Raw genomic sequence first — 26,951 nt, 5'->3', positions numbered from 1 at the left:
GGGTGTGGTGACGGAAGCCGGGGCGAGGGGGCGTGCGGGCGCGCGAAGGAGCCCGCGGCCGGACGGGCGCGGGCTCGGTGGGGCGTACGACGTGACGCGGGGGAGTGGCCGGAAGAGAGGCCGGCTCCCCGTGGCGTCAGGACGGGGCGCTGCAGTTGGGGCAGATGCCCCGGTAGGTCACGGTGACCTCGGAGACCTGGAAGCCGTAGCGCTCCGGCTCGGGCAGCGCGGACAGCGGGTCGCCCTGGAGGTGGACGTCCCGGATCGTGCCGCACCGGGAGCAGACCAGGTGCTGGTGGTCGTGGTGGGCGTTGGGGTCGTAGCGCTTGGCCCGGCCGTCGGTGCTCACCTCGATCACCTCGCCGAGCGACACCAGCTCACCCAGGGTGTTGTAGACCGTCGCGCGGGAGATCTCGGGGAGCCGGGCGGAGGCCCGTGCGTGCACTTCGTCGGCGGTGTAGTGGACGTGGTCCCCGTCGAGGACCTCGGCGACGACGCGTCGCTGCGCGGTCAGCCGCCAGCCGCGTCCCCGGAGCCGTTCAAGCAGGTCACTCATGCCATTCACCTATCAGTCAGATAGAGCCAGGGTAGCAGCGGTCGTCCATCACCGGATCAGGTACGAGTTTCGCCCCCTTCTTGACTTAGACATTGTCCAATGTAGGATCGTGACCGGCGCAAGCCAAGGGCAGGTGGAGAAGACTTTTCAGGAGGCGCACGTGTCGGTAGAGAGCACCGCTGGACCGCTGACCACGGAGTCCGGTGCCCCGGTGGGGGACAACCAGAACAGCGAGACGGCCGGCATCGGCGGACCCGGCCTCATCCAGGACCAGCTCCTGATCGAGAAGCTCGCGCACTTCAACCGTGAGCGCATCCCGGAGCGCATCGTGCACGCCCGCGGCGCCGGTGCGTACGGCACCTTCACGGTGACCGCCGATGTGACCGAGTACACCCGCGCGAACTTCCTCTCCGAGGTCGGCAAGCAGACCGAGACCTTCCTGCGCTTCTCGACGGTCGCGGGCAACCTCGGCGCGGCCGACGCGGTGCGTGACCCGCGTGGTTTCGCGCTGAAGTTCTACACCGAGGAGGGCAACTACGACCTCGTCGGCAACAACACCCCGGTGTTCTTCATCAAGGACGCCATCAAGTTCCCGGACTTCATCCACACCCAGAAGCGCGACCCCTACACCGGCTCCCAGGAGGCGGACAACGTCTGGGACTTCTGGGGGCTGTCGCCCGAGGCCACCCACCAGGTCACTTGGCTCTTCGGTGACCGCGGCATCCCCGCCTCGTACCGCCACATGAACGGCTACGGCTCGCACACCTTCCAGTGGAACAACGAGGCCGGCGAGGTCTTCTGGGTCAAGTACCACTTCAAGACCGACCAGGGCATCCGGAACCTCACCCAGGACGAGGCCAACAAGCTCGCCGGTGAGGACCCCGACAGCCACCAGCGCGACCTGCGCACGGCCATCGAGCGGGGTGAGTTCCCGACCTGGACGGTGCAGGTGCAGATCATGCCCGCGGCCGACGCGGCGCAGTACCGCTTCAACCCGTTCGACCTCACCAAGGTCTGGCCGCACGAGGACTACCCGCCGATCGAGATCGGCAAGCTGGAGCTCAACCGCAACCCGCAGAACGTCTTCGCCGAGGTCGAGCAGTCGATCTTCTCCCCGCACCACTTCGTGCCGGGCATCGGCCCGTCCCCCGACAAGATGCTGCAGGGCCGCCTCTTCGCGTACGGCGACGCCCACCGCTACCGCGTCGGCATCAACGCCGACCACCTGCCGGTGAACCGCCCGCACGCCACCGAGGCGCGCACCCACGGCCGGGACGGTGTGCTCTACGACGGCCGTCACGCCGGCCGGAAGAACTACGAGCCCAACAGCTTCGGCGGTCCGGACGAGACCGGCCGCCCCCTGTGGCAGCCGGCCACCGTGACCGGCCCCACCGGCGAGCACGTCGCGCCCTCGCACGCGGAGGACGACGACTTCGTCCAGGCCGGCACCCTCTACCGGCTGATGGCCGAGGACGAGAAGGAGCGCCTGATCAACAACCTGGCGGGCTTCATCTCCCAGGTCTCCCGCGACGACATCGCCCAGCGGGCGATCGAGAACTTCCGCAAGGCGGACGCGGACTACGGCAAGCGGCTCGACGCCGCGGTCCAGGCCCTGCGCGGCTGAGGGGGCGGCCCCCTCTTGCGGCTAAGTCGCCGCCGCTTTCGCGGAGGTGGTTGCGCGCCGTGGGGGTTGCTCAATTGTCGCTTGCCGTAACAAGCGGAGAGGCCGGATGCCATGGGGCTCCGGCCTCTCCGTGTGTGGTGTCGGGGTGCTCCGGCTCAGGCGGGCACGGCGCGGGCTCGTTCCGTGGCGGGGGACCAGCAGCGGATGATGTCGCGTACGGACACCACGCCGACCGGTTCCTGGTCGTTGAGCACGATCAGGTGGCGGAAGCCGCCGCGCACCATCGCGTCCGCGGCGTCGGCCAGGGTCCAGTCCGGAGCGGCGAAGACCACGTCCGGGGTGGTGTGGGTCTGGGCGGTCTCCCGGTCGGGGTTCTCACCCGCGCCGAGGGAGTTGAGGATGTCGCGCTCGGTGAGGATGCCGATGCCGCTGTTGTCGTTGTCGAGGACCACGGCCGCGCCGATGCGGCGGGCCGCCATCAGCTGAGCCGCCTGGCGGAGGGTGTGAGCGGGCCCGATGGTGAGGACCACCGTGCTCATGGCGTCTTTGACGTACATGGGCATGGAGTGGAGCCACCTCCTTGGTGAATGTGCTTGCGAAGGAATTCACAAGTTCACAAAGTGGGGGATTCTCATGTTCACATGCCTCCGCCGATGCAACAAGGGGGAACTGTTGGACGCTTGTCCGAGGGTGGGCTCCGCCGCAGGTCAGTGCGGGGAGTCGCCGAGGTAGCCGAGCAGGTCCTCGTGCAGCAGGCCGTTCGAGGCCGCCGCGTTGCCGCTGTGCGGGCCCGGCTTGCCGTCCAGTCCGGTGAACTGCCCGCCGGCCTCCTTCACCACCACCGCGCAGGCCGCCATGTCCCACAGTGACAGCTCCGGCTCCGCGCAGATGTCCACCGAACCCTCGGCGATCATCATGTACGGCCAGAAGTCGCCGTAGCCCCGGGTGCGCCAGCAGTCCCGGCTCAGGTCGAGGAAACCGGGCAGCTTGCCGCGCTCCTCCCAGCCGGTCAGCGACGAGTACGCGAACGAGGCGTCCTGGATGCGGCCGACCTGGGAGACCTGCAGCCGGGTCGCGGAGGTCAGGCTGCGGCCCGTGAAGGCCCCCAGACCGTCGGCGGCCCACCAGCGGCGGTTGAGCGCCGGTGCCGAGACGATGCCGACCACCGGGCGGTCGCCGCCCTCCCCGCGCTCCATCAGTGCGATCAGCGTCGCCCAGACCGGCACCCCGCGGACGTAGTTCTTCGTGCCGTCGATCGGGTCGATGATCCAGCGGCGCGGCCCCGCGCCCTCGCTGCCGAACTCCTCGCCGAGCACCGCGTCCCGTGGCCGGGCCCGCTGGAGCTGGCCGCGGATCAGCTCCTCGGCGGCCTTGTCCGCCTCACTCACCGGCGTCATGTCCGGTTTGGTCTCGACCTTGAGGTCGAGTGCCTTGAAGCGCTCCATGGTGGCGGCGTCCGCGGCGTCCGCGAGCACATGGCCGAGACGAAGATCATCGTGATAGTCGGGCATGTGCGAACAGTATCCATTGGTATACGCCGGAGTCACACGGCCGTGCGCCGCCCGGCGTGTGGCGGTCCGCGCGCCGCCGGTGCGGCCCCGCTGCGGCGGCCCTTGACAGTATCTGGCGGTGCGTCAATTCTGTGCCCACACCGGTCACCCGGGGCCGGCGGCCGGGGAGGCGACGGATGCCCGCAGCGCGTGAATCCCTGCTGGACGCGGCCTACACGGCGCTGACCGAACGGGCCTGGCCGGCCGTGCGGATGGTCGATGTCGCGGCCGCGGCCGGGGTGTCCCGGCAGACGCTGTACAACGAGTTCGGCAGCAAGGAGGGGCTGGCCCGCGCCCTGGTCCGCCGGGAGACCGACAACTACCTCGCCGGGGTCGCGCGGGCGCTGGACCCGAGGTCCACGGCCGCCGGTGCCCGGGGTGACGCGGCGGGCCGGGTGGCGGCCGCGGCCGCCTGGACACTGCGGACCGCGCGCGCCAACCCCCTGGTCAGGGCCGCACTGACCGGCTGCTGGAACGACCGGCTGCCGGCCCCTTCGGCGGCCGCCGAGGCCGCGCCGCCCCCGGCTGCCCGGCCCGGCATCCCCGCGCCGCGGGCCGCGCCGCGGGGCAACGGGCCGCTGCCGGGGCCAGCCGAACTCGTCGGCCGGTTCTGCGCTCAGGCGGTCGCGGCGCTGGAGTCCGACTGGCCCGAGGAGCAGCTGCCCGCCCTGTGCACCGCCTGCGAGACCGCGGCGCGGCTGACCCTGGCCTGTGTCGTCGCGCCGGTGACGCCCGGGGCGGCGCCGGCCCCGGGGCGCGTCCCGGCCCGGTCGCGCCGGGAGCTGGAGGCCGAGGCGGTGTCCCGGCTCGTACGGGGTGCCTTCGCCCGGATGCCGGGCGGTGTGCCGCCGGGGCAGTGCCGCTGACGGGCTGTCACGGAGGCGGGGGTGAATGGCCGGCGGGTCGGTGCGCGGGGGGCCGGGTCAGTGCGCCGAACCCGACAGCTGGAGTCCGACCACCCCGACGATCACCATCGTGATGGAGACGAGTTTCAGGGTGGAGACCACGTCGCCGAGGAAGACCATGCCGTAGATCGCGGTACCGGCCGCACCGATGCCGGTCCACACCGCGTACGCCGGGCCGACGTCGAGCCGGCGCAGCGCCAGCGTCAGCAGGCCGAAGCTGCCGAGGGCGAAGGCCGCGAACGCGATGGTGGGGAAGAGGCGGGTGAAGCCGTGCGAGAGCTTGAGGCAGACCGCGAAGCCGGTCTCCAGAATCCCCGCCACCACGACCAGCAGCCACGCCATCGCCATGTCCCATTGCCTCCGTCAGCCAGGGCCTGTCCGGCGGACAGACCCCGGGGCCTGTCCCGGGTGAGCGACGACGGGGCGTCAGAATCACTCCCTAAGGCCCCTTCCGGGCGATCAGGGCGTGATGGACCGCTGCGCCGACCTTGGTGTGATTATGCCTTTACCTCGGAGGGGTGGGGGCAAACTTCGGCGATCAGTCGCCCTCGCGTCGTTCCCGGGTGGCCAGGAGGCGGCGCAGGGAGTAGAGGCGGGCCGGATCGGCGTGGCCGTCGGTGACCCATGCGTCCAGCGCGCAGTCCGGTTCGTCGTGGCTGCACGCGCGCGGGCAGTCCGCGGTGCCCGGCTGCAGGTCAGGGAAGGCGTTGATGACCCGGGACGGGTCGACGTGGTGCAGCCCGAAGGACCGGACGCCGGGGGTGTCGATGACCCAGCCCGAGTCGTCGGGCAGCGGCAGCGCCAGGGCGGAGGTGGTGGTGTGCCGCCCGCGGCCGGTGACCGCGTTGACGTGCCCGGTGGCCCGGCGGCGCTCCGGGACCAGGGCGTTGACCAGGGTGGTCTTGCCGACGCCGGAGTGCCCGACGAAGGCCGTCATACGGCCCGTGAGCGAGGCCCGGATGTGCTCGGCGGCGCTGCCGTCGGCGAGTTCGTCGCGGTTGGTGACGAGGTAGGGGACGCCGAGCGCGCCGTAGGACTCCAGCAGCGTGTCCGCGGACGCCAGATCGGACTTGGTGAGCACCAGCAGCGGGTCGAGGCCCGCGTCGTAGGCGGCCACCAGGCAGCGGTCGATGAGCCGGGGGCGCGGCTCGGGGTCGGCGAGCGCGGTGACGATCGCGAGCTGGTCGGCGTTGGCGACGACGACCCGCTCGAACGGGTCGTCGTCGTCGGCCGTACGGCGCAGTGTCGAGGAGCGCGGCTCGACCCGGACGATCCGGGCGAGGGTGTCCTTGGCGCCGGTCAGATCGCCCACGACGGCGACCCGGTCGCCGACCACCGCGCTCTTGCGGCCCAGTTCGCGGGCCTTCATCGCGGTGACCGTACGGCCCTCGATGAGGCAGGTCAGCCGGCCCCGGTCGACGGTCAGGACCAGGCCCTCGCCGGCGTCCTCGTGCTTGGGGCGGATGTTGGTGCGGGGGCGGTTGCCCTTGGGGTTGGGGCGGACGCGGATGTCGTCCTCGTCGGGGTTCTTTCCGTAACGGCGCATGGCGGCGTCAGCCCTCAGCCTCTCCGGGCGGACACGGCCGCCGGGTCGAGCATGTCCGACCACATCGCCGGGAAGTCCGGCAGCGTCTTGGCGGTGGTGGCGACGTTCTCCACCTCCACGCCCTCGACGGCCAGGCCGATGACCGCAGCGGCGGTGGCCAGCCGGTGGTCCTCGTAGGTGTGGAAGACCCCGCCGTGCAGCGGGCGCGGCCGGATGTGCAGACCGTCCGCGGTCTCGGTGACGTCGCCGCCGAGCTCGTTGAGCTCCTTGGTGAGCGCGGCCAGCCGGTCGGTCTCGTGCAGCCGGAGGTGCGCCACCCCGCGCAGCGTGGAGGGGGAGTCGGCCAGCGCGGCGACCGCGGCGATGCCGGGGGTCAGCTCGCCGACCTCGCTCAGGTCGACGTCGATGCCGTGGATACGGCCGCTGCCGGTGAAGGTCAGCCCGCGGTCGGTCAGCTCGCAGGAGCCGCCCATGGTGGTGAAGATCTCGCGCAGCGCGTCACCGGGCTGGGTGGTGTGCTCGGGCCAGTCCGGGATGGTGACCCGGCCGCCGGTGACCAGCGCCGCGGCCAGGAACGGCTGGGCGTTGGACAGGTCCGGCTCGACCACCAGGTCGCGGCCGAGCAGTGCGCCCGGGGTGACCCGCCAGACGTTGGGCTCGCCGCCCGCCTCCGGGGTGTCCACCTGCGCGCCGACGCTGCGCAGCATGTCGACGGTCATCCGGATGTGCGGCATGGAGGGCAGCGCCGCGCCCACGTGCCGTACCTCGACGCCCTGGTTGAAGCGCGGCGCGGACAGCAGCAGCGCGCTGACGAACTGGGAGGAGGAGGACGCGTCGATCTCGACCCGGCCGCCGTCCAGGCCGCCGCTGCCGAAGACCGTCATGGGCAGCGCGCCGCGGCTGTCGTCGTCGATCCGGGCGCCCAGGGCGCGCAGCGCGTCGATCACCCCGCCGAGCGGGCGTTCGTAGGAGCGCGGGTCGCCGTCGAAGCGGATCGGGCCGTCGGCGAGGGCGGCGACCGGCGGCAGGAAGCGCATGACCGTTCCGGCGTTGCCGACGTCGATGGTGGCCGGGCCGTGCAGCCCCGCCGGGATCACCCGCCAGGCCTCCCCGCCGCCGCCCTGCCCGGCGGCGTCCGCGGAACCGGCGGAGCTGGAGGACGCGGTCTCCTCGATGCCGACGCCCAGGGTGCGCAGCGCCTCGGCCATCAGGAGCGTGTCACGGGAGCGCAGCGGCCGGCGCAGCCAGCCGGGCTCGGCGGAGAGGGCGGCCAGGACCAGACCGCGGTTGGTGACCGATTTGGAGCCGGGCACGGTGACGGTTGCATCGACGGCCCCGGAGGCGAGGGGGGCGGGCCACAGGGCGGGATGTGCGGGGCTCTCGGTCATGCCCTTACTTTAATGGCTGAGCAAGGGTGCCGATCTTGATCAAAAGCGGCGTAAGCCCGGGGAAACACGGCACGGTCAGGGCGCTCACGTGCCGGAACCGCCCGCGCGGCGGGAGCACCGGCCGGGCCCGCGCGCGAACCGGCCTACGGCGCGGGGCGGTTGACGTCAGACACCGAGCAGCCAGCGCCCGCCGCCGATCAGGGAGCACAGCGTCACCACGTGGAAGAGGCCGAGCCAGACGAACGCCGGGACGTGCGTCAGCCGCGCCAGCTGGTCCGGATCGGAGTCCACGGCCCCTCCGCGCCGCCGCTTCCCCTGGAGCTCGAACGGCGGCCGCACCCCGCCCAGCAGCAGGAACCACACCACCAGATACGCGAACGCCGCCTGCACGTCCGGCGTCGTCAGCCAGGAGACCAGCACGAACGCGGCGCCGGTCAGCACGACCGTGAGCACGCCGTAGGCGTTACGGATCATGACGAGCATCGCCAGGAGCAGTGCGGTGGCGCCCCACAGCAGCGCGGTGATGTGCCCCGCGGCGAGCAGCGCGGCGCCGGCCAGACCGAGCAGGGATGGCGTGATGTAGCCGGCCGCCGCGGTCAGCACCATGCCCAGACCGGTCGGCTTGCCGCGTGAGACGGTCAGACCCGAGGTGTCGGAGTGCAGCCGGATGCCGTCCAGACGGCGGCCGGTGAGCAGCGCGATCAGCCCGTGCCCGCCCTCGTGCGCGATGGTGACGGCGTTCCGCGACAGCCGCCAGGGGGTGCGCGGGACGACCGCGCCCAGCGCCAGCACCGCCGTGGCGATCACCAGCCAGACCGAGGGATCGGGCTGGGTCCCGAACACGCGGCTCCATATGTCCGTGAGGTGGTCGGTGTCCATGTCTCCCCTTCGTGTGGCATGGCAGTGTGGCATGCATGTGCGGTAGGTATGCAGCGAGTCGTCGCCCCGAGGAACTGGTGGGGCTCTTCGGCGTGCGGCAGTGGGAGCCGGCGGAGACCCTGGCGCCCAACTGGAACGTGGCCCCGACGGACCCGGTGCACGTGGTGCTCGAACGTCCCCTCAAGGGCGCGGCGGCCGAGACCTTTCCGCCGGGCGGTCCGGTGCGCCAGCTGCGGGCGCTGAAGTGGGGCCTGGTCCCCTCGTGGTCGAAATCACCCGAGGGCGCCGCGAAGATGATCAATGCGCGGTCCGAGACGGTGCACGAGAAGCCGTCGTTCCGGCAGGCCTTCGCGACCCGTCGGTGCCTGCTGCCCGGCGACGGCTATTTCGAGTGGGTCACCGACGCCGCGGAGCGGCAGCTGGAGGAGCAGGGCAAGAAGAAGCGGCCCCGGAAGCAGCCGTACTTCGTGACGCCCGCGGACGGCTCCGTGATGGCGATGGCCGGGCTGTACGAGTTCTGGCGGGACCGGACGCTGCCCGGCGACCACCCGCTGGCCTGGTGGGTGACCTGCACCGTGGTCACCACCGAGGCCGAGACCACCCCGCTGGCCGGGGCGGACGGCGGCAGCGGGCCGCAGGCGCTGGCCGACATCCACCCCCGGATGCCGCTGGTGCTGACGCAGGACCGCTGGGACGCCTGGCTCGACCCGGCCCGTACCGACCCGGACGCGGTGCGCGAGCTGCTGACCCCGCCCCCGGCCGGGCTGCTGCGCGCCCACCCCGTCCCGACCGGCGTCAGCAACGTCCGCAACAACGGGCCCGAGCTGGTCACCGAGCTCGACGGGCCCGAGGTGGGCACGCTGTTCTGAGCCGCCGCGCCGGACCGCGGCGCCGCGCTTCCCGGTGCGGCGCGGGCAGGATGGGCGTATGAGCACTGCGGCGAAAGAGACCGAGACGGTCGGGACACCGGCGGGCGACGCCCGGATCACCTGGTACCGCGCGGCGCGGCCGGCACGGGCCGTGGTGGCCCTGAGCCATGGCGCCGGCGGCGGTATCGAGGCGCGTGACCTGCGGGCCCTGGCGGCCGCGCTGCCGGACCGCGGCTACTCCGTGGCGCTGGTCGAGCAGCCGTGGCGGGTGGCCGGCAAGAAGGTGGCGCCCGCGCCGAAGACCCTGGACACCGGCTGGACGGCGCTGTGGCCGGCGCTGGAGAAGCCGGGGCTGCCGGTGGTCGCCGGCGGCCGGAGCGCCGGGGCCCGGGTGGCCTGCCGTACCGCGCGCGAGCTGGGCGCGCGGGCCGTGGTGGCGCTGAGCTTCCCGCTGCACCCGCCGGGCCGCCCGGAGAAGTCCCGGGCGGACGAGCTGACCGGCGCCGGGGTGCCGACGCTGGTCGTCCAGGGCGGGCGCGATCCGTTCGGCCGCCCGGCGGAGTTCCCGGCGGGGACGGAGATCACCGAGGTGGCGCACGGCGATCACGGTTTCGCGGTGCCGAAGAAGGCGGGCGTGGACGAGGCGGAGTCGATGGCCGTCCTCACGGACGCGGTGGCGGACTGGCTGGACGGGATGTTCGGCTGACGGACCGGGGCGGCCGGGGCGGCGGCCGCGCGGCCGGGCGGGCCCGGAACCCGTGGACCGGCGTGCCGTCCGGCGGGTACCGGGCCGGGACCACCCGCGCCGCGATCCCGGCCGGCTCAGTCGCCCTGGCCACGCGGGCGGGCCCGGACGTGCATCCGCTCGCCCTGTCTGCCGAAGAGGCTCAGCAGCTCCACGGGCTCGTCGCCCGCGGGCCCGAACCAGTGCGGCAGCCGGGTGTCGAACTCCGCCGCCTCCCCGGCCCGCAGCTCCACCTCGCGGTCGGCGAGCAGGAGCAGCAGCCGCCCGGACAGCACGTACAGCCACTCGTAGCCCTCGTGCGTGCGCTGCTCGCGGGGGCCGCCGACCGGGTCCAGGATCAGCTTGAACGCCTGGAGCGCGCCCGGCTGGCGGGTCAGCGGAACCGCCGTCCTGTCGCCCATCCGGATCGGCGCCGCCCGCACCCGCGGATCACCGACCTCCGGCGCCCCCACCAGCTGGTCCAGCGGTACCTGATGGGCCTGCGCCAGCGGCAGCAGCAGTTCGAGGGTGGCCTTGCGGCCGCCGGACTCCAGGCGCGACAGGGTGCTGACCGAGATGCCGGTCGCCTCGGAGAGCGCGGTCAGTGTCACCCCGCGGTCCTGGCGCATCCGCCGCAGTCGCGGGCCCACCTCCGCGAGTACACGCTCGTACGCGGTGTCGTCCACCCTTCTATTGCTGAAGCGGCAAGCGGCTTTGTCAAGCCCTCGGGGGTGGACCGGGGAGGCCGCCGCACCGCCGGCCGGAATTCCGTCCGAAACCTTGACAGTGCGCCGGGAATGCCGTGGCGGGCGCGGCTGTTGTGCCATACGTACCGCCCGAGTACGTCCGGTGAAGCACGAGGAATGGGAGTCCGCCGCATGGGAATCGCTTGCCCGGCCCGCCCGGCCGCCGACCTGCCGTGGTCGCAGATGCAGGTCACGCAGCCCGCCCTGGCTGGAGCGGCGGCCGCACCGGATCGTCGTCTATTCTCCGAATCGGGTGGGTCCGCATCCGGACCCGGGACGGTGTTGGAGGAGGTGGGTCCGGTCACCGGTACCGACGCAGGGACCGACGGCACGGCTGAGAACAAGGCCCAGGAGAGCGCCGTCGAGCGCAACGCACGCTTCGAGCGGGACGCGCTCACCTTCCTGGACCAGATGTACTCCGCCGCGCTGCGCATGACGCGCAATCCGGCTGACGCGGAGGACCTGGTGCAGGAGACGTACGCCAAGGCGTACGCGTCCTTCCACCAGTTCCGGGAGGGCACCAACCTCAAGGCGTGGCTCTACCGCATCCTCACGAACACCTTCATCAACTCCTACCGCAAGAAGCAGCGTGAGCCCCAGCGCAGCGCCGCCGAGGAGATCGAGGACTGGCAGCTGGCGCGCGCCGAGTCGCACATGTCGACCGGGCTGCGTTCCGCCGAGTCACAGGCGCTCGACCACCTCCCCGACTCCGACGTGAAGGCCGCGCTCCAGGCGATCCCCGAGGAATTCCGCATCGCGGTCTACCTGGCGGACGTGGAGGGCTTTGCGTACAAGGAGATCGCGGACATCATGGGGACACCCATCGGCACGGTGATGTCCCGTCTGCACCGCGGCCGGCGCCAACTGCGGGGCATGCTGGAGGATTACGCCCGTGACCGCGGGCTGGTCCCGGCGGGGGCGGCGGCCGGTGACCCGGAGGCCGCGCAGACGTCGGACGCGCACGACCGGAAAGGCTCGGGATCATGAGCTGCGGAGAGCCGCACGAGAAGGACTGCTCAGAGGTCCTTGACCACCTCTACGAGTATCTCGACCGGGAGATGCCCGCCGGGGAGTGCGCAGACTTCCAGGTGCATCTCGACGAGTGCTCGCCGTGCCTGGAGAAGTACGGCCTGGAGCAGGCCGTCAAGAAGCTCGTCAAGCGCTGCTGCGGCCATGACGACGTCCCCAGCGATCTGCGCTCCAAGGTGATGGGCCGGATCGAGCTCATCCGGGCCGGGGAGACCGTCCCCGAGGTGAGCGTGCTCGAACAGGCCACCAGGGAACAGGCCGAGCGCGAGCAGTCGGATGCCGCGGCGGAGGCGACCGGTCCGGCCGGCGCCACCGATGCACGTACCGAGGCCGCACGGGCCGAATAACGCGGCACATCACCCCAAGGGGTGAGGGCTGGGGCGCTCGTCCCGCCCGATCCGCTGATCCGCCTTCCCCGGCGTCCCCGCGCCTCTATTCTCACCGACCCGAGCGCACTGCCGATGCGGTGCGACGGGGGTCCCCGGCTCCGCACGAGCCCGGGGGAGCGGTGGGCAGGGCGAGGAGGGCGCGATGCGAGGACTTCCGGCGGCCGCACGGGGCTATATCGGCTGCGCCGCACTGGCCGCGGCGCTGTGTGCCGCACCCGCCGTGGGACTGGGCGCCGACGCCCCCTGGAGCAGTGCCCTCGCCCTGGCCCTCCTGTACGGACTGTGCGAACAGCTGCGCCGCAGCCCGCCGCCGGGCGGCCGGGCCCCGGACGGCACGGTTCCCGGAGCGTCAGGCGGCTTCCCCGCCGGCTGGGCCAGCCCCGTCCTGCTCGCCGGGGTCTTCCTGCTGCCGCCGCCGCTGGCCGCGCTGGCCGCCGTCCCCGGTGCGCTGATCGCCCCGGCCGCGCCGCGCTGTGCCGCCGCCCGCAGGCTCTGGCACGCCGCCGAGCTGGCGCTGGCCTGCTGCGCGGCCGCCGAGGTGTTCCGGGCGCTCGGCCCCCACCCGCTGTCCGCACCGCGGTTCCCCCTCCTGCTGCTGCCCGCCGTGGTGGCCGCGGCCGCCTTCTGCGCGGTGCTCGCGGCACTCGACGGCGGGGTGCTGGCCACCGCCGAGCGGCACCCCGTACGCACCGCCTGGCGCGGGCTGCTGACCCGCTCGCTGGGCCCGCACCTGGTGCACGGCCTGGCCGGGCTGATGATGGCGGTCCTGTGGCGGAGTCCGTACGGGCCGCCGGCGGCGCTGCTGGTGCTGCTGCCGATGTACCTGTCCTGCTGGGTCTTCACCCAGTACCACCGGGAACGCGCCGCCCACCAGGCCACCATCCGCGCCCTCGTCCAGGCCGTGGACATCAAGGACCGCTACACCCGCGGCCACAGCGAGCGGGTGGGGCGCGCCTCGGTGATGATCGCCCGGGAGCTGGGCCTGCCGGAGGACCGGATGGAGGCGCTGCGGTTCGCCGGCATCCTGCACGACGTCGGCAAACTCGGCGTCCCCACCCGGCTGTTGCGCAAGGACGGCCCGCTGACGCCGGAGGAACGCCGGGTCATCGAGCTGCACCCCGAGTACGGACACGAGATCGTGCGCGGCATCGGCTTCCTGGAGGAGGCGCGGGCGGCGATCCTGCACCACCACGAGCGGCTGGACGGCCGCGGCTACCCCTACGGACTGAGGGGCCATCACATCCCGGAGGTCGCACGGGTGGTGGCGGTCGCCGACGCCTTCGACGCGATGACCTCGACCCGTTCCTACCGCCGGGCCCGGCCGGTGCCGGTGGCCGTCGCGGAGCTGCGCAAGTGCGCCGGCGCGCAGTTCGACCCCCGGATGGTCCGCGCGCTGGCGGCCTCCCTGGACCGCCACGGCTGGCAGCCGGACCTGGTGACGACGGCGGGCCCGGAGCCCGGTGCGGGGCGGCCCGGCCCGGGGGACGTCCCGCCGGCGGATGCCGCGGACGGGCTGCCCGCGCCGGTGGAGCCCGTACGGGTGCCCCCCGCGCCGCATCCGGAACGGGCCGGGCGGGACGGCACACGGTGAGCGGCGCCGCACAGGAGCCCCGGCGCGGCCGGCCGGCCGGGCGCCGCGCGGCGGAGGCGCGCGGGGACGGCGCCCCGCCCACCGCGCCGCCGGGCCGGTGCGGCCGCGGGGTGGTCGCCGCGGTCCACGTCCCGGCCGGCGCGCTGGCGGCCTGGTCTCTGGGGCGGACGCTGTGGGACGGCCTGGCCGAGCCGGGGCTCGCGCTGGCCTTCGGGGTGCTGATCACGGTCGGCGAACTGGTGGGCCGGGGCCCCGCCCCCGCGGCCGGGGGCGCGCGGGTGCCGGGGGCGCGGGAAGGCGCCCCGCTCGGCGCGGCCGGCGCCCTCGCGTACGCCCTGCTCGGCGAGGCCGGCGGACAGCCGACCACCCATGGCGTCCCGCAGACCGTGGCCGTGGTCCTGGCGGCCGGGCTGGTCGGCCTGGTCCCGCGGCTCGCGCGCGGCCAGGGACCCGCGCTCGACCGCCTCGCCCGCCGGGTGCTGACCACCGGCTTCGCCGCCACCTGCTTCCAGCCCCTCTACAACACCGGGACGTTGGGCTCCTGGGGCGCCTCCGGGCCGGTCTACCCGTTCGTCCTGATCGCCCTGCTCGCGCTGACCGCGCTGTGTGACGCGGTCCTGGTGGCCGCGCTCGTCCGGGCCCGTACGGGCTGGCCGTACGGGCCGCTGCTGCGCGACGAGTTGCGGGCGCTGCCCGGCATCGGCTCGGCGGTCTGCGCCACCGGGGTGGTCATCTCGCTGGGCACCGCGGTCGCCGGGCTCTGGGCGCTGCCGGTGCTCTGTCTGCCGCTGCTGCTGACCCAGTGCGCCGTCCGCCGGTTCGCGGCCGTCCGCGCCACCTACCGCCAGACCATCGCCTCGCTGGCCCGCTCCACCGAGATCGCCGGCTACACCCCGCACGGCCATGCCCGCCGGGTGGCCGCGCTCAGCCGCGCCGTGGGCCGTGAACTCGGCCTGAACGCACCGGAGCTGGACGTCCTCGAATACGCCGCGCTGATGCACGACATCGGCCAGCTCTCGCTGCTGGACCCGGTGCCGGACGGGGCGACCGCGCCGCTGCCGCCCGCCCAGCAGCGCCGGATCGCGCTCTTGGGCGGCGCCGTGGTCCGGCAGACCGGTGTTCCCGCCGAGGTCGCGGTGATCGTCGAGCGGCAGGCCGATCCGTACCGCGAGCAGCCGGTCACGGCCCGTATCGTGCGCACCGTCAACGCCTACGACGACCTGGCGGGGGAGTCCGCGGGGCCGGGCGGCCCGCTGCGCGCCCTGGAGCGGCTGCGGCTGTCCACCGCGCACGACCACGAGCCCCGGGTCGTCGAGGCACTGGCCAGGGTGCTGGCCTGCGGTGGCGGCGCCGTGTGAGGCGGCCGACACCGAGCGGACGGGGCCGTGTCCGCGCTGCCTCGCCCGCCGTGCCCTTGCGGTCGCTTATGTCCGTTAAGGCGGTAAAGGGGGATGGCGGGCGGATGCCGGGCTCCCGGCGGCGTTCCACCCGCGCCCCATCCGCCCCAGCCGTCACACCCCCGTCGTTGAGCCTCCGCACGGCCCCGTACGTGAGGGAACCCATGGGTAATGAGCGGCCTCCGAGATGGGCATGGTTGGATGCGAAGGGAGTCCCTCTCAGGGGATTCAGGGGGTCGGCACAGGGCAAGGAGCCGCAGGGGGCGGCAAACCGGGCTGAGCCCGGCGGCAATCTGTGGCAGGTTGTCGAGTAGGCCCCCCAGAAGGCCCCGGACGCCTCTCGGGACACCTCCGGAGCGGCATCAAGAGCAACCAGCAGGCGGGAATCGTGAGGATCTTCGGCAAGGTACGGCACCGGCCCTCCGCCTCGTGGCGCCAGGCGACCGACCGCGCTTTCACGCTGATCGGCGACGGCCGTTACGAGGACGCGGGAGCGCTGCTGACCCGCGCCGCCGACATGGAGCCGTGGCTCTCGGAGTCCTGGTTCAACCTCGCCCTGCTGCACAAGTTCCGGCACGACTGGGAGCAGGCACGGGCCGCCGGGCTGCGCGCGGTCGCGCTGCTGGACCGCGAGGCCGGGGCGCCCGACTGGTGGAACGTCGGCATCGCCGCCACCGCCCTCCAGGACTGGCCGCTGGCCCGCCGCGCCTGGCAGGCGTACGGCCTCAAGGTCCCCAGCGGCGGGTCCCCGTCCGGCGAACCGCTCGGTATGGCCCTCGGCAGCGCCGCGGTGCGGCTCTCCCCCGAGGGCGAGGCCGAGGTCGTCTGGGGCCGCCGGCTGGACCCGGCCCGTATCGAGGTGCTGTCGATCCCGCTGCCGTCCTCCGGGCGGCGCTGGGGTGAGGTGGTGCTGCACGACGGCGTCCCGCACGGCGAGCGGACCACCGCGGCGGGCCCCTCGTACCCGGTCTTCGACGAGATCGAGCTGTGGGCGCCCTCCCCGGTCCCGACCTGGGTGGTGCTCCTGGAGGCCGCCACGGAGGCCGACCGGGACGCCCTGGAGCGGCTGGCGGCCGACGCGGGCTTCGCCGCCGAGGACTGGTCCTCCTCCGTGCGGCTGCTGTGCCGTACGTGCTCGGAGAGCCGGATGCCCAGCGACGAGGGCGAGGGCGAGCACCTCGACCCGCACGACCACAGTGAGCCCGGCCACCCCGGACCGCTCGGCCACCGCACCGCGGGCTCCGGTTCGCTGTGGGTGCCGGAGCGCGAGTGCGGGATCGCGGCGCCGTCCGCCCTGGTGCGCGGTCTGCTGGACGGCTGGGTCGCGGACAGCCCGGACACCCGGGAATGGCGGGATCTTGAAGAGGTCTGCTGAGGGGCCCGCCGCGTCCCCGTAGGCTGTAGGGCGACTATCAGGGTTTTCAGGAAGGCGTACGGCGGAGATGGCCCAGCAGCCTGTGTTTGATCAAGACGGTGACCGGCGCGTGGACGAGGAGTTCGTCGACGACGTCACGGAGGCCGAGGAGCGGGAGACCGCCCACCGTGAGCGCGGCGCCTCGCGGCCCATCACGGTCGTCGGCAATCCGGTGCTCCACAAGGAGTGCAAGGACGTCACGGCGTTCGACGACGAGCTCGCGCAGCTCATCGACGACATGTTCGCCAGCCAGCGCACCGCCGAGGGCGTGGGCCTGGCCGCCAACCAGATCGGTGTGGACCTGAAGGTCTTCGTCTACGACTGCCTGGACGACGAGGGCGTCCGGCACGTCGGCGCGGTCTGCAACCCGGTCCTGGACGAGCTGCCCGCCGAGCGCCGGATTCTCGACGACTCCAACGAGGGCTGCCTGTCCGTGCCCGGCGCCTACGCCGAGCTGGCCCGCCCCGACTACGCCGTGGTCCGCGGCCAGGACGCCAAGGGCGAGCCGATCGCGGTCCGGGGTACCGGCTACTTCGCCCGCTGCCTCCAGCACGAGACCGATCACCTCTACGGCTACCTCTACATCGACCGGCTCAGCAAGCGGGACCGCAAGGACGCGCTGAAGCAGATGGCCGAGCGGGAGCCCCGCTACCCCGTCGTCGCCAACGACTGAGACGGGGCGCGGGCGCCCGGCCGACCGCCGGGCGCCCGGCCGTGTCAGGACGGGTGCTGGTAGGCCTGCCAGACCTTCGGCGGGAGGGCCGTCCCCAGCCCGCTCTTGGCACCGCCCACGCCCTGCATCGGCAGCAGGGCGGGGGTGCCCGCCTTGTTGCGGAACATGGTGACGGCGGTGGTCGGCTCGTTGCCGTCCGCGGCGCCGGGCACCCTGTCGGGGCGGACGCGGCTCCAGGCGTCCCCGCCGGTGACCGGACCGGGGTCCGGTGCGGCCCACGGACTGCCGATGAACCATGCCGACTTCATCCGGTCGTCCGGCTCCGTGCGGCCGGCCGCCACCGGCATGTCCAGGGCCACCTTGTCCAGCCCGCCCAGCGTGCGCCGGCCCACCGTGTGGAGGGCGGAGGTCACCTCCTGGGCGACCCCGGCGTCGAGGACCTGCTCGGGCTCGGGACGGGCGAACCCGGACACCTTCTTGCCGTCGTGGGTCATCCGGGACACCGCGTACGGCTCGATGTGCAGCCCGCCGTTGGCGAAGGTGGTGTAGGCGCTCGCCATCCGGATCGCGCTGGGTGCCGAGGTGCCCAGCGGGAAGGTCTGTTCCAGCTGCGCCATGCTCTCCTTGCGCATCCCCGTGTCCACCGCGACGTCCCGTATCCGCTCCAGCCCGATACGTGGCCCGGCCTGCACGAACGGCGCGCTCTGGCCCTTGACCAGCGCCGCCCGCAGAGTGTCGTCCCCGGCTTCCTGGCCGTCGCCCGGGGACGTCCCGCCGTCCTCGCCGTCCTTGGTGTCGGTGGCGTAGACCTGCTTCTGGAGCGCGGCCGCCAGCACGAACGGCTTGAAGGCGGACCCGGCCGGGACCGCCGTGGTGTCCGCGTTGTTGCTGAAGTGCTCGGTGGCGTCGGCGCCGCCGTACACCGCGACGATCGCGCCGTCCTTGGGACGCACGGAAGCCGCACCGAACTGCACGAAGGCGTCGGCGCTGCGGTGTTTCGGATCGATGTTCTCCCGGCGGACGTCCTTGACGGCCTTTTCCAGGCGGTGCGTGCGCTGTTTGTCGAACGTGGTGTGAATGCGGTAGCCGCCGAGCGCCAGGTCCTTGTCGGTCAGCCCGGTGCCGGCCTTGATGAACTTGTTGGCGACATCGACGAGATAGCCGGTCTGCCCGGCCTGGCTGGTGGGTTTCGACAGCTCCCGGGGCTCGGGGAAGGTGCGGTACTTCGCCCGCTCCTGCCGGCTCATCTTCCCGGTGGCGACCTGCCGGTCGAGAATCCACTTCCAACGGTCCTCGGCCCGCTGGTGATTGGCCTTGCTCAGCCCCGGGTCGTACTGCTCCGAGCCCTTCAGCACGGCGGCCAGCAGGGCTCCCTGACTGGGGTTCAGCCTTCCGGCGTCCACGCCGTAATACGCGTGGGCGGCGGCCTGGATTCCGTACGAATCCCGCCCGAACCAGCTGGTGTTGAGATAGCCGCGCAGAATGTCGTGCTTCGTCTTCTGGTTGCTCACCTTCAGCGAGATGATGAATTCCCGCACCTTGCGGGTGAGCGTCTGGTCCTGCGAGAGATAGGTGTTCTTCACATACTGCTGGGTGATGGTCGAGCCGCCCTGGGTCTCCCCGCCGGAGACCGCGCTGACCAGGGCGCGGCCGATGCCCTTGAACGAGACACCGGAATCGCTGTAGAACGTGGCGTTCTCCGCCGCGATCACGGCGTTCTCCACCGAGTCGGGCACCTTGTCGAGTGTGACGCTCTGCCGGTTGACGGCGCCGACGCTCACCATCTCGCTGCCGTCCGCCCAGTAGTAGACGGTGGCTTCCTGGCCGGCCAGTTCGTTCTCGCCGGGCACGTCGATCTTCGCGTACACCACGGCGAACAGCCCGGCCAGAGCGAGCACACAGAGCGAGACGGCACCGAGCCACTGGCGCCATGACGGCAGCCAGCGGCGCGGGCCGACTCGCCCCTGCCGCGGATAGTCGAGGAACCGGCGACGCCCCTTCGTTCCCTTCATGCCCGGATAGACCCGGTGGCACAGGCTGCGGTTGCCGAGGTAACAGAACGCTCACAAACGGCGTGTCGCCAAGGCGAAGGGGCGTCGCACGTGCTGCGTGCGAATGCTTCCTAGAAGTCGTCGTCGAAGGAGACCGAACCCTCGACGGCGACCTGGTAGGCGGACGCCCGGCGCTCGAAGAAGTTGGTCAGCTCCTGGACGTTCTGCAGCTCCATGAAGGAGAACGGGTTCTCCGAGCCGTAGACGGGGGCGAAGCCGAGCCGCTGCAGCCGCTGGTCCGCGACGCACTGGAGGTACTCGCGCATCGACGCGGTGTTCATGCCCGGCAGGCCCTCACCGCACAGGTCGCGGCCGAACTGCAGCTCCGCCTCGACAGCCTCCTTGAGCATGTCGGTGACCTGCTGCTCCAGCTTGTCGTCGAAGAGGTCGGGCTCCTCCTCGCGGACGGTGTCCACCACGGAGAACGCGAACTCCATGTGCATGGACTCGTCGCGGAAGACCCAGTTGGTGCCGGTGGCCAGGCCGTGCAGCAGGCCCCGCGAGCGGAACCAGTACACGTACGCGAAGGCGCCGTAGAAGAACAGCCCCTCGATGCAGGCCGCGAAGCAGATGAGGTTGAGCAGGAAGCGGCGCCGGTCGGCCTTGGACTCCAGCCGGTCGATCTTCTCGACCGAGTCCATCCACTTGAAGCAGAACTGGGCCTTCTCCCGGATGGACGGGATGTTCTCCACGGCCGCGAAGGCGGCGGCGCGGTCGTCCGGGTCGGGGAGGTAGGTGTCCAGCAGCGTCAAGTAGAACTGGACGTGCACGGCCTCCTCGAACAGCTGACGGCTCAGGTACAGCCGCGCCTCGGGGGAGTTGATGTGCTTGTAGAGCGTCAGCACGAGGTTGTTGGAGACGATCGAGTCACCGGTCGCGAAGAACGCCACCAGCCGGCCGATCATGTGCTGCTCGCCCGGCGAGAGCTTGGCGAGGTCGGCGACGTCGGAGTGGAGGTCGACCTCCTCCACGGTCCAGGTGTTCTTGATGGCGTCCCGGTAGCGGTCGTAGAAGTCCGGGTACCGCATGGGGCGCAGGGTCAGCTCGAAGCCCGGGTCCAGGAGGTTCTTGGTGCCGGTGGTGGCGGTGTGGCTGGCCGCGGCAGGTGTCTCGGTGGTCATTACTGGCAGGCCTCGCAGGACTCGGGGTTTTCCAGGGAGCAGGCGACCGCCTCGGGGTCGGTGGCCTGCTGCGGTACGGGGGCGGTGGCGGCGGCCGCGCCGCCGCGCGCGGACTGGGCGATCCGGGTCGCCGGCCGGGAACGCAGGTAGTACGTCGTCTTGATGCCGCGCTTCCAGGCGTAGGCGTACATCGAGCTGAGCTTGCCGATGGTCGGCGACGCCATGAAGAGGTTCAGCGACTGGCTCTGGTCGAGGTAGGGCGTACGCGCCGCCGCCATGTCGATCAGCGCACGCTGCGGGATCTCCCACGCCGTGCGGTACAGCGCCCGGACCTCCTCCGGAATCCAGGCGACGTCCTGCACCGAGCCGTTGGCCTCGCGCAGCGCGTCCCGGGTCCGGGCGTCCCACAGCCCCAGCGCCTTGAGCTCCTCGATCAGATACGCGTTGACCTGGAGGAACTCGCCGGACAGCGTCTCGCGCTTGAAGAGGTTGGAGACCTGCGGCTCGATGCACTCGTACACGCCCGCGATCGAGGCGATGGTCGCGGTCGGCGCGATCGCCAGCAGCAGCGAGTTCCGCATGCCGGTCGTGGCGATCCGGGCGCGCAGCGCCGCCCAGCGGTCCGCCCAGCGCGGCTCGGCGTCCGGGTAGTGGTCCGGGTGCAGCACACCGCGGGCGGTGCGGGTCGCGGACCACGCCGGGTGCGGGCCGTGCCGCTCGGCGAGGTCGGCGGACGCCTCGTAGGCGGCGAGCATGATCCGCTCGGAGATACGGGTCGACAGCTGCTGCGCCTCGGGCGAGTCGAAGGGCATCCGCAGCCGGAAGAAGACGTCCTGCAGGCCCATCAGGCCCAGACCCACCGGGCGCCAGCGGGAGTTGGAGGCGCCCGCCTGGTCGGTCGGGTAGAAGTTGATGTCGACGACGCGGTCGAGGAAGGTGACGGCGGTGCGGACCGTGGCGTCCAGCTTCTCCCAGTCCATCTCCCCGTTGTCACCCAGATGCGCGGCGAGGTTGACCGACCCCAGGTTGCAGACCGCGGTCTCCCCGTCGTTCGTCACCTCCAGGATCTCCGTGCACAGGTTGGACGAGTGCACGACCTGGCCGGGCTCGGCGGTCTGGTTGGCGGTGCGGTTGGCGGCGTCCTTGAACGTCATCCAGCCGTTGCCGGTCTGTGCCAGGGTGCGCATCATCCGGGAGTACAGCACCCGGGCCGGGATCTGCTTGAGCGCCCGCCCCTCGGCCTCCAGCTTGCGGTAGGCGGCGTCGAACTCCTCGCCCCACAGGTCCACCAGCTCCGGGGCGTCCGACGGCGAGAACAGCGACCAGTCGGTGTCCGCCGCCACCCGGCGCATGAACTCGTCCGGAATCCAGTGCGCGATGTTCAGGTTGTGCGTACGGCGCGCCTCCTCACCGGTGTTGTCGCGCAGCTCCAGGAACTCCTCGATGTCCGCGTGCCAGGTCTCCAGGTAGACGCAGGCGGCGCCCTTGCGCCGGCCGCCCTGGTTCACGGCCGCGACCGAGGCGTCCAGGGTGCGCAGGAACGGCACGATGCCGTTGGAGTGCCCGTTGGTGCCGCGGATCAGCGAACCGCGGGCACGGATGCGGGAGTACGACAGACCGATCCCGCCCGCGTGCTTGGAGAGCCGGGCGACCTGGTGGTAGCGGTCGTAGATCGAGTCCAGCTCGTCCAGCGGCGAGTCCAGCAGGTAGCAGGACGACATCTGCGGGTGGCGGGTGCCGGAGTTGAACAGCGTGGGGGAGGAGGGCAGGTAGGACAGCGAGCTGGTGAGCCGGTAGAGCTCGGCGACGTCGTCCAGCGCGCGGTCGCTGTGGTCCTCGGCGAGACCGCAGGCCACCCGGAGCAGGAAGTGCTGCGGGGTCTCGACGACCTGACGGGTGGTGGGGTGGCGCAGCAGGTAGCGCGAGTGCAGCGTGCGCAGCCCGAAGTACCCGAAGCGGTCGTCGGCCCCGTCGGCGAGCGCCTGGTCGACCAGCGCGTCCAGCCGGGCGGCGTGGGCCCGGACGAACTCCGCGGTCTCGTCGGCGATCAGCCCCTCACGGTGGCCGGTCTCCACGGAGGCGGAGAAGGAGACCGCCCCCTGTCCGGCCGCCTCCTCCGCGATCGCGAGGGTGAGCAGCCGCGCCGCGAGCCGGGAGTACTGGGGCTCGTCACCGATCAGACCGGCCGCGGCATCGATAGCCAGCGACCGCAGTTCGGCCTCGTCGGAGCCGGCGTGCCGGCCGCGGAGGGCGGCGGCGGCCACCTTGCCGGGGTCGGTCGCGGTCAGGTCCTCGGTCAGCCGGGTCAGGGTGCGCAGCAGAGCGACCCCCGGCCCGTCCTCGCCCGTGGCCACCACGGGCGGCACGACCTCGGCGTCTGACGCGGGCTCCGTTGGCGCGATGGTCACGTGATGCTCTCCCTCACTCGGCGGGGGCCGGGAGGGGCGGGAGCGACGGGCGCACGCGAGCGTGCGGCACCCCGTGACGGCAGGGGTGCGCGGGCACACCGCGCGGCGTCCACCGGCCCAACCCTCGGGGCCCGGACGTATCGACGTCCGCACCCATGGCGGGTGCGGGCGTACCGTCGGCAGGTCCTCGGACTGCACGGGCGCGCCCCCGGCACCGTGATGACGGCCGGCCGGGCGCGCTCCTACACCGTTGCGGGACAGTTCCGGATTCCCACCGGATTCCCCTGCGGCGACAGCGAGGACGAGCATACATGTGGTGGTGGCCCCTCAAGCGCACCCCCATATCTAGTGTGTCGTGAGTGATCACACAGTTCCTGTCAGTGGCCTCGGCTATGGTCGGTTGGACGTTCTCTGTTCCGTCCCGTGGAAGAAGGGGAAGGCCTCATGACCGCGCTCGGCGACCGGCCGCACATCATGGAGACCGAGCATTTCGAAGAGGCCGCCCGGATACTCGCCCGCCTTGAGGAAGGGGCGCGGCTGGAGTTCATCGACGGGAAGGTCAGGAGCAAGGCGATGCCGGACGGGGATCGCGGTCGGATCATCGAGTGGCTGACGCGTCTGTGCATCCAGTCGCGTCCCGAGCTGTGGCTCTATCCCGATCAGGGGCTGAAGGTGCAGGAGTACCGCAGCGGCCGGGCCCGTCCGGATGGTGGCCTCGCACCCAGCGGCGCCTTCGTCGGACAGGGGGAGTGGGCAGACCCCGACCCGGTGTTGATGGTCGTCGAGGTCACGTCGTACGACTCGGTACCGACCAGCGCGACCGCGTGGAAAAGCCCCGCGCCTACGCGGAGACCGCCATCCCCCTCTATCTGCTGATCGACCGCCAAGCTTGCCAGGTGGTGCTCCACAGCGAACCCGACGGAGCCCGCTACGAGACCGTCCACACCGTGCCGTTCGGCAAGTCGCTCCACCTTCCCGACCCCGTCGGCATCACCCTCGAAACCGAGCAGCTGAAGAACTGGGTGAACTGAACGGCGAACGGCAACGGGCCGCCGCGCCCGTAGGGAACGCGGCGGCCCGTTGCTGTGGCGCCGGCAGGCCGGTGGCTCAGTGTCCGGCCGGTGCCTCCGCCGTGGCGGGCGGGAGGTCGACGGTGACGCCCTTGTCGCCGGCGTCCGCCGTGTAGTCGGCGGGGCTGGTCTCGTCGATGCCGTCGGGGACCTTCGCGGCCTTCAGGGCGACGGTGAGCACGACCGTCACCACCACGTTCAGGACGAAGGCGGTCAGACCGATGTAGCCGATCTCACCGATGCCGGGGATCTCCTTGCTGGAGCCGCCGAAGTGCGCCTGGGTCGGGCTGGCGACGCCGTAGGCCGCGAGGGTGCCGTAGAGCATGCCGGCCGCCCAGCCGGTAAGCAGCGCCCAGCGGTGGAACCAGCGGGTGAACAGGCCGCCCACCAGGGCCGGCATGGTCTGCAGTATCCAGATGCCGCCCAGCAGCTGGAAGTTGATCGCGACGGTCTTGTCCATGGTGAGGACGAAGACCAGCGCGCCGACCTTCACCAGCAGCGAGACCAGCTTGGCGACCTTGTGCTCCTGCTCGGGAGTGGCGTCCTGCTTGAGGAAGTCCTTGTAGACGTTGCGGGTGAAGAGGTTGGCCGCGGCGATCGACATGATGGCCGCGGGCACCAGCGCGCCGATGCCGATCGCGGCGAACGCCACCCCGGAGAACCAGCTCGGGAACATGTCCTCGAACAGCTGCGGGATGGCCAGCTGCGGGTTGCCCTGGATGTCCGTACCGGCCTTGATCGCCATGAAGCCGAGCAGCGCCAGCAGGCCCAGCATCAGGGAGTAGAGCGGGAGGATGGTGGTGTTGCGGCGGATCACGTTGCGGCTGCGCGAGGACAGCGTCGCGGTGATCGAGTGCGGGTACATGAAGAGCGCCAGCGCCGAGCCGAGCGCCAGGGTGGCGTACGCCCACTGCGCGTTGGGCCCGCTGGTCAGCTCACCGCGCGGCTTGCCCGCGACCGGGCCGGGCTCGGCGAAGGCCTTGCCGGCCGAGTCGAAGATCGCGTCGAAGCCGCCCAGCTTGATCGGGATGTAGATGATCGCCACGGCGATGACCAGGTAGATCAGCCCGTCCTTGACGAAGGCGATCAGCGCCGGCGCGCGCAGCCCGGAGGAGTAGGTGTAGGCGGCCAGCACCGCGAACGCGATCAGCAGCGGCAGGTCCTTGACGAACCAGTTGGTGTTCTCACCGCCGCCGATGCCCATCACGTCCAGGACGGCCTGGATGCCGACCAGTTGGAGGGCGATGTACGGCATCGTGGCGAGGATGCCGGTGAGCGCCACGGCCAGCGACAGGCCCTTGGAGCCGAAGCGGCCGCGGACGAAGTCGGAGGTGGTGACGTACCCGTGCTTGTGCGAGACCGACCACAGGCGGGGCAGGAAGGTGAAGATCAGCGGGTAGACCAGGATCGTGTACGGCACGGCGAAGAAGCCGGCCGCACCCGCCGCGTAGATCGCCGCCGGAACGGCCACGAACGTGTAGGCGGTGTACAGGTCGCCGCCCAGCAGGAACCAGGTGATCCAGGTGCCGAAGCTGCGTCCGCCCAGCCCCCACTCGTCGAGGTTCTCGGACTGCTCGGCCTTGCGCCAGCGGGCGGCCAGGAAGCCCATGACCGTCACGGCCAGGAAGAAGAAGACGAAGACGGCCAGTGCGACGCCGTTGACGCCGTGTGTCTGGGAAGCGGCGAGCGGGGTGCCCGCGGCGGTCAGGGTCGCGGTCACTGGGCCGCACCCCCCTTGCGGGCGCGCTGCTCACGCTGCACGAGCTTGTAGGCGAGGGTGGTGAGCGCGGTCGAGATCACTACCCACAGCATCTGGTACCAGTAGAAGAACGGGATACCGATGAACGTCGGCTCGATCCTGGCGTACGAGCTCACCCACAGCATCGCCACGAACGGAGCGAGCAGGCAGAGCCCGGCCACCACCCGTGTGGGCGTGACGACCTGTCTGCGATCCGGTGGTGCGGCTGACTGGGTCATGACCGTGGCTCCGTCCCCTGGCTGTCTCCTGTGATCGGTGGAATCTAAGGCAGGGCAGTGGCAGGCGTCACTAGCTGTCCGCATATCGGTATCAAGAATCCACCCAGCCGCGACCTGCGCCGTCGTCCTTTCGGCGGCGGACCGGGCGGCGGGACGGGGAGCAGCCCGGCCGGAGGGCACTCCGCCCGGCCGGGCGGCGGCTCAGTCCGCGGGGCGGCGCAGCCGGGCGACGAACTTGTAACGGTCGCCGCGGTAGACCGAGCGCACCCACTCCACCGGCTGCTCCTGCGCGTCGAGCGAGTGCCGGGAGAGCATCAGCATCGGCAGCCCGACGTCCGTGCCCAGCAGGCCGGCCTCGCGCGGGGTGGCGAGGGAGGTCTCGATGGTCTCCTCTGCCTCCGCCAGACGGACGTCGTACACCTCGGCCAGCGCGGTGTAGAGGGAGGTGTACTTGACGAGGTTCCGGCGCAGCGCGGGGAAGCGCTTCGCCGACAGATGGGTGGTCTCGATGGCCATCGGCTCGCCGCTGGCCAGCCGCAGCCGCTCGATGCGCAGCACCCGGCCGCCGGTGGCGATGTCCAGCAGCTCGGCGAGCCGGTCGTCCGCGGTGACATAGCCGATGTCCAGCAGCTGGGAGGTCGGCTCCAGGCCCTGGGCCCGCATGTCCTCCGTATAGGAGGTCAGTTGCAGGGCCTGGGAAACCTTGGGCTTGGCGACGAAGGTGCCCTTGCCCTGGATGCGCTCCAGGCGGCCCTCGACGACCAGCTCCTGGAGGGCCTGACGCACCGTCGTGCGTGAGGTGTCGAACTCCGTGGCGAGGGTGCGTTCGGGCGGGACCGGGGTGCCGGGCGGCAGGGTCTCGGTGATGTCCAGCAAGTGCCGCTTCAGGCGGTAGTACTTCGGCACCCGCGCGGTCCGTGTGCCGCCGCTCTCGGTGCCGCTGCCCCCGTCCGTGTCCATGACCCGCCTCTCCGACTCCTGTCGCGCTGCCGTCACCGGCTCCTCCGTACATAGCGGCTCACATCGTGGCACGGGTGGCTTTCC

Annotated in this window: 24 protein-coding genes and 1 pseudogene; 11 read left to right on the top strand and 14 right to left on the bottom strand. The window is 72.0% G+C overall.

The window, feature by feature from the left end; all coding sequences use genetic code 11:
• Positions 1–136 precede the first annotated feature (136 nt).
• Complete coding sequence (locus ACWC9R_RS15965) at positions 137–556, bottom strand: Fur family transcriptional regulator (RefSeq protein ID WP_362604726.1); 420 nt, start codon at positions 554–556, stop codon at positions 137–139.
• 160 nt (positions 557–716) lie between these two features.
• Here ACWC9R_RS15965 and ACWC9R_RS15960 point away from each other — a divergent pair, with 160 nt between their 5' ends.
• Positions 717–2,180: a catalase gene (locus tag ACWC9R_RS15960; RefSeq protein WP_450732033.1), complete on the top strand. Its 1,464-nt coding sequence runs from the start codon at positions 717–719 to the stop codon at positions 2,178–2,180.
• A 155-nt stretch (positions 2,181–2,335) separates the two neighbouring features.
• Here the strand turns inward: ACWC9R_RS15960 and ACWC9R_RS15955 are convergent, their stop codons facing one another.
• Together ACWC9R_RS15955 and hisN are read right to left on the bottom strand one after the other, a co-directional pair.
• Complete coding sequence (locus ACWC9R_RS15955; protein ID WP_362604792.1) at positions 2,336–2,737, bottom strand: CBS domain-containing protein; 402 nt, start codon at positions 2,735–2,737, stop codon at positions 2,336–2,338.
• Between the two features lie 150 nt (positions 2,738–2,887).
• Positions 2,888–3,691: a histidinol-phosphatase gene (gene hisN, locus ACWC9R_RS15950; RefSeq protein WP_423671773.1), complete on the bottom strand. Its 804-nt coding sequence runs from the start codon at positions 3,689–3,691 to the stop codon at positions 2,888–2,890.
• 176 nt (positions 3,692–3,867) lie between these two features.
• On the opposite strand from hisN, the gene ACWC9R_RS15945 reads away from it, so the two are divergent.
• Positions 3,868–4,596 carry a TetR/AcrR family transcriptional regulator gene (locus ACWC9R_RS15945; protein ID WP_450732031.1) on the top strand — a complete coding sequence of 243 codons (729 nt, stop codon included), beginning with the start codon at positions 3,868–3,870 and terminating at the stop codon, positions 4,594–4,596.
• Between the two features lie 57 nt (positions 4,597–4,653).
• On the opposite strand, the gene ACWC9R_RS15940 is transcribed toward ACWC9R_RS15945, so the two are convergent.
• From ACWC9R_RS15940 to ACWC9R_RS15925, 4 genes are all read right to left on the bottom strand, one after another.
• Positions 4,654–4,977, bottom strand: coding sequence for a DMT family transporter (locus tag ACWC9R_RS15940; protein WP_362604790.1), 324 nt, complete (start codon positions 4,975–4,977; stop codon positions 4,654–4,656).
• Positions 4,978–5,173: 196 nt separating this feature from the next.
• The gene (rsgA, locus tag ACWC9R_RS15935) at positions 5,174–6,181 is read right to left on the bottom strand and encodes a ribosome small subunit-dependent GTPase A (RefSeq protein WP_450732030.1); all 1,008 of its coding nucleotides are present in this window, start codon (positions 6,179–6,181) and stop codon (positions 5,174–5,176) included.
• A gap of 14 nt (positions 6,182–6,195) precedes the next feature.
• Entirely contained in the window at positions 6,196–7,569 is a 1,374-nt protein-coding gene (gene aroA / locus ACWC9R_RS15930) for a 3-phosphoshikimate 1-carboxyvinyltransferase (protein WP_450732029.1), read from the bottom strand.
• 165 nt (positions 7,570–7,734) lie between these two features.
• Positions 7,735–8,448: a M50 family metallopeptidase gene (locus tag ACWC9R_RS15925; RefSeq protein ID WP_450732027.1), complete on the bottom strand. Its 714-nt coding sequence runs from the start codon at positions 8,446–8,448 to the stop codon at positions 7,735–7,737.
• A gap of 35 nt (positions 8,449–8,483) precedes the next feature.
• Between ACWC9R_RS15925 and ACWC9R_RS15920 the strand changes: the two genes are divergently transcribed.
• Together ACWC9R_RS15920 and ACWC9R_RS15915 are read left to right on the top strand one after the other, a co-directional pair.
• The gene (locus ACWC9R_RS15920) at positions 8,484–9,317 is read left to right on the top strand and encodes an SOS response-associated peptidase (protein WP_450732025.1); all 834 of its coding nucleotides are present in this window, start codon (positions 8,484–8,486) and stop codon (positions 9,315–9,317) included.
• A 58-nt stretch (positions 9,318–9,375) separates the two neighbouring features.
• The gene (locus tag ACWC9R_RS15915; RefSeq protein ID WP_450732023.1) at positions 9,376–10,023 is read left to right on the top strand and encodes an alpha/beta hydrolase family protein; all 648 of its coding nucleotides are present in this window, start codon (positions 9,376–9,378) and stop codon (positions 10,021–10,023) included.
• A gap of 116 nt (positions 10,024–10,139) precedes the next feature.
• Here ACWC9R_RS15915 and ACWC9R_RS15910 read toward each other — a convergent pair whose 3' ends face one another.
• On the bottom strand, positions 10,140–10,727 hold the full coding sequence (locus ACWC9R_RS15910) for a helix-turn-helix domain-containing protein (RefSeq protein ID WP_450732021.1): 588 nt from the start codon (positions 10,725–10,727) through the stop codon (positions 10,140–10,142).
• Positions 10,728–11,078: 351 nt separating this feature from the next.
• Here ACWC9R_RS15910 and ACWC9R_RS15905 point away from each other — a divergent pair, with 351 nt between their 5' ends.
• The 6 genes from ACWC9R_RS15905 to def all read left to right on the top strand — a co-directional run bounded on the left by ACWC9R_RS15905 (position 11,079) and on the right by def (position 17,280).
• Positions 11,079–11,774 carry a sigma-70 family RNA polymerase sigma factor gene (locus ACWC9R_RS15905; protein WP_362604788.1) on the top strand — a complete coding sequence of 232 codons (696 nt, stop codon included), beginning with the start codon at positions 11,079–11,081 and terminating at the stop codon, positions 11,772–11,774.
• The gene (gene rsrA / locus ACWC9R_RS15900) at positions 11,771–12,163 is read left to right on the top strand and encodes a mycothiol system anti-sigma-R factor (protein ID WP_450732020.1); all 393 of its coding nucleotides are present in this window, start codon (positions 11,771–11,773) and stop codon (positions 12,161–12,163) included. The genes ACWC9R_RS15905 and rsrA overlap by 4 nt, the downstream gene beginning before the upstream one ends.
• A 184-nt stretch (positions 12,164–12,347) precedes the next feature.
• Positions 12,348–13,796 carry an HD domain-containing phosphohydrolase gene (locus tag ACWC9R_RS15895; RefSeq protein WP_450732018.1) on the top strand — a complete coding sequence of 483 codons (1,449 nt, stop codon included), beginning with the start codon at positions 12,348–12,350 and terminating at the stop codon, positions 13,794–13,796.
• Positions 13,797–13,906: 110 nt separating this feature from the next.
• Positions 13,907–15,154, top strand: coding sequence for an HD-GYP domain-containing protein (locus tag ACWC9R_RS15890; RefSeq protein WP_450732055.1), 1,248 nt, complete (start codon positions 13,907–13,909; stop codon positions 15,152–15,154).
• Between the two features lie 427 nt (positions 15,155–15,581).
• A complete protein-coding gene (locus ACWC9R_RS15885; RefSeq protein ID WP_362604704.1) occupies positions 15,582–16,568 on the top strand; it encodes a tetratricopeptide repeat protein in 987 nt (328 codons plus the stop codon).
• Positions 16,569–16,635: 67 nt separating this feature from the next.
• Positions 16,636–17,280, top strand: a complete 645-nt coding sequence (gene def / locus ACWC9R_RS15880) for a peptide deformylase (protein WP_450732016.1) — start codon at positions 16,636–16,638, stop codon at positions 17,278–17,280.
• Positions 17,281–17,324: 44 nt separating this feature from the next.
• Here def and ACWC9R_RS15875 read toward each other — a convergent pair whose 3' ends face one another.
• The 3 genes from ACWC9R_RS15875 to ACWC9R_RS15865 all read right to left on the bottom strand — a co-directional run bounded on the left by ACWC9R_RS15875 (position 17,325) and on the right by ACWC9R_RS15865 (position 22,860).
• Positions 17,325–19,292, bottom strand: a complete 1,968-nt coding sequence (locus ACWC9R_RS15875) for a transglycosylase domain-containing protein (protein ID WP_450732014.1) — start codon at positions 19,290–19,292, stop codon at positions 17,325–17,327.
• Between the two features lie 110 nt (positions 19,293–19,402).
• Positions 19,403–20,452 (bottom strand): ribonucleotide-diphosphate reductase subunit beta, encoded by a 1,050-nt coding sequence (locus tag ACWC9R_RS15870; RefSeq protein ID WP_450732012.1) that lies wholly within the window; start codon positions 20,450–20,452, stop codon positions 19,403–19,405.
• A complete protein-coding gene (locus ACWC9R_RS15865) occupies positions 20,452–22,860 on the bottom strand; it encodes a ribonucleoside-diphosphate reductase subunit alpha (RefSeq protein WP_450732010.1) in 2,409 nt (802 codons plus the stop codon). The genes ACWC9R_RS15870 and ACWC9R_RS15865 overlap by 1 nt, the downstream gene beginning before the upstream one ends.
• A 444-nt stretch (positions 22,861–23,304) precedes the next feature.
• On the opposite strand from ACWC9R_RS15865, the pseudogene ACWC9R_RS15860 reads away from it, so the two are divergent.
• Positions 23,305–23,891, top strand: a pseudogene (locus ACWC9R_RS15860) (Uma2 family endonuclease).
• Between the two features lie 76 nt (positions 23,892–23,967).
• On the opposite strand, the gene mctP reads toward ACWC9R_RS15860, so the two are convergent.
• From mctP to ACWC9R_RS15845, 3 genes are all read right to left on the bottom strand, one after another.
• A complete protein-coding gene (gene mctP, locus ACWC9R_RS15855) occupies positions 23,968–25,650 on the bottom strand; it encodes a monocarboxylate uptake permease MctP (protein ID WP_450732008.1) in 1,683 nt (560 codons plus the stop codon).
• On the bottom strand, positions 25,647–25,907 hold the full coding sequence (locus tag ACWC9R_RS15850; protein ID WP_450732006.1) for a DUF3311 domain-containing protein: 261 nt from the start codon (positions 25,905–25,907) through the stop codon (positions 25,647–25,649). The genes mctP and ACWC9R_RS15850 overlap by 4 nt, the downstream gene beginning before the upstream one ends.
• Positions 25,908–26,108: 201 nt before the next feature.
• On the bottom strand, positions 26,109–26,867 hold the full coding sequence (locus tag ACWC9R_RS15845; RefSeq protein ID WP_450732053.1) for a GntR family transcriptional regulator: 759 nt from the start codon (positions 26,865–26,867) through the stop codon (positions 26,109–26,111).
• Positions 26,868–26,951 lie beyond the last annotated feature (84 nt).

This window comes from Streptomyces sp. NPDC001219 (assembly GCF_053597915.1).
Note: the sequence above shows the minus strand (reverse complement) of the source record. Positions and strands in the feature narration are given on the sequence as shown.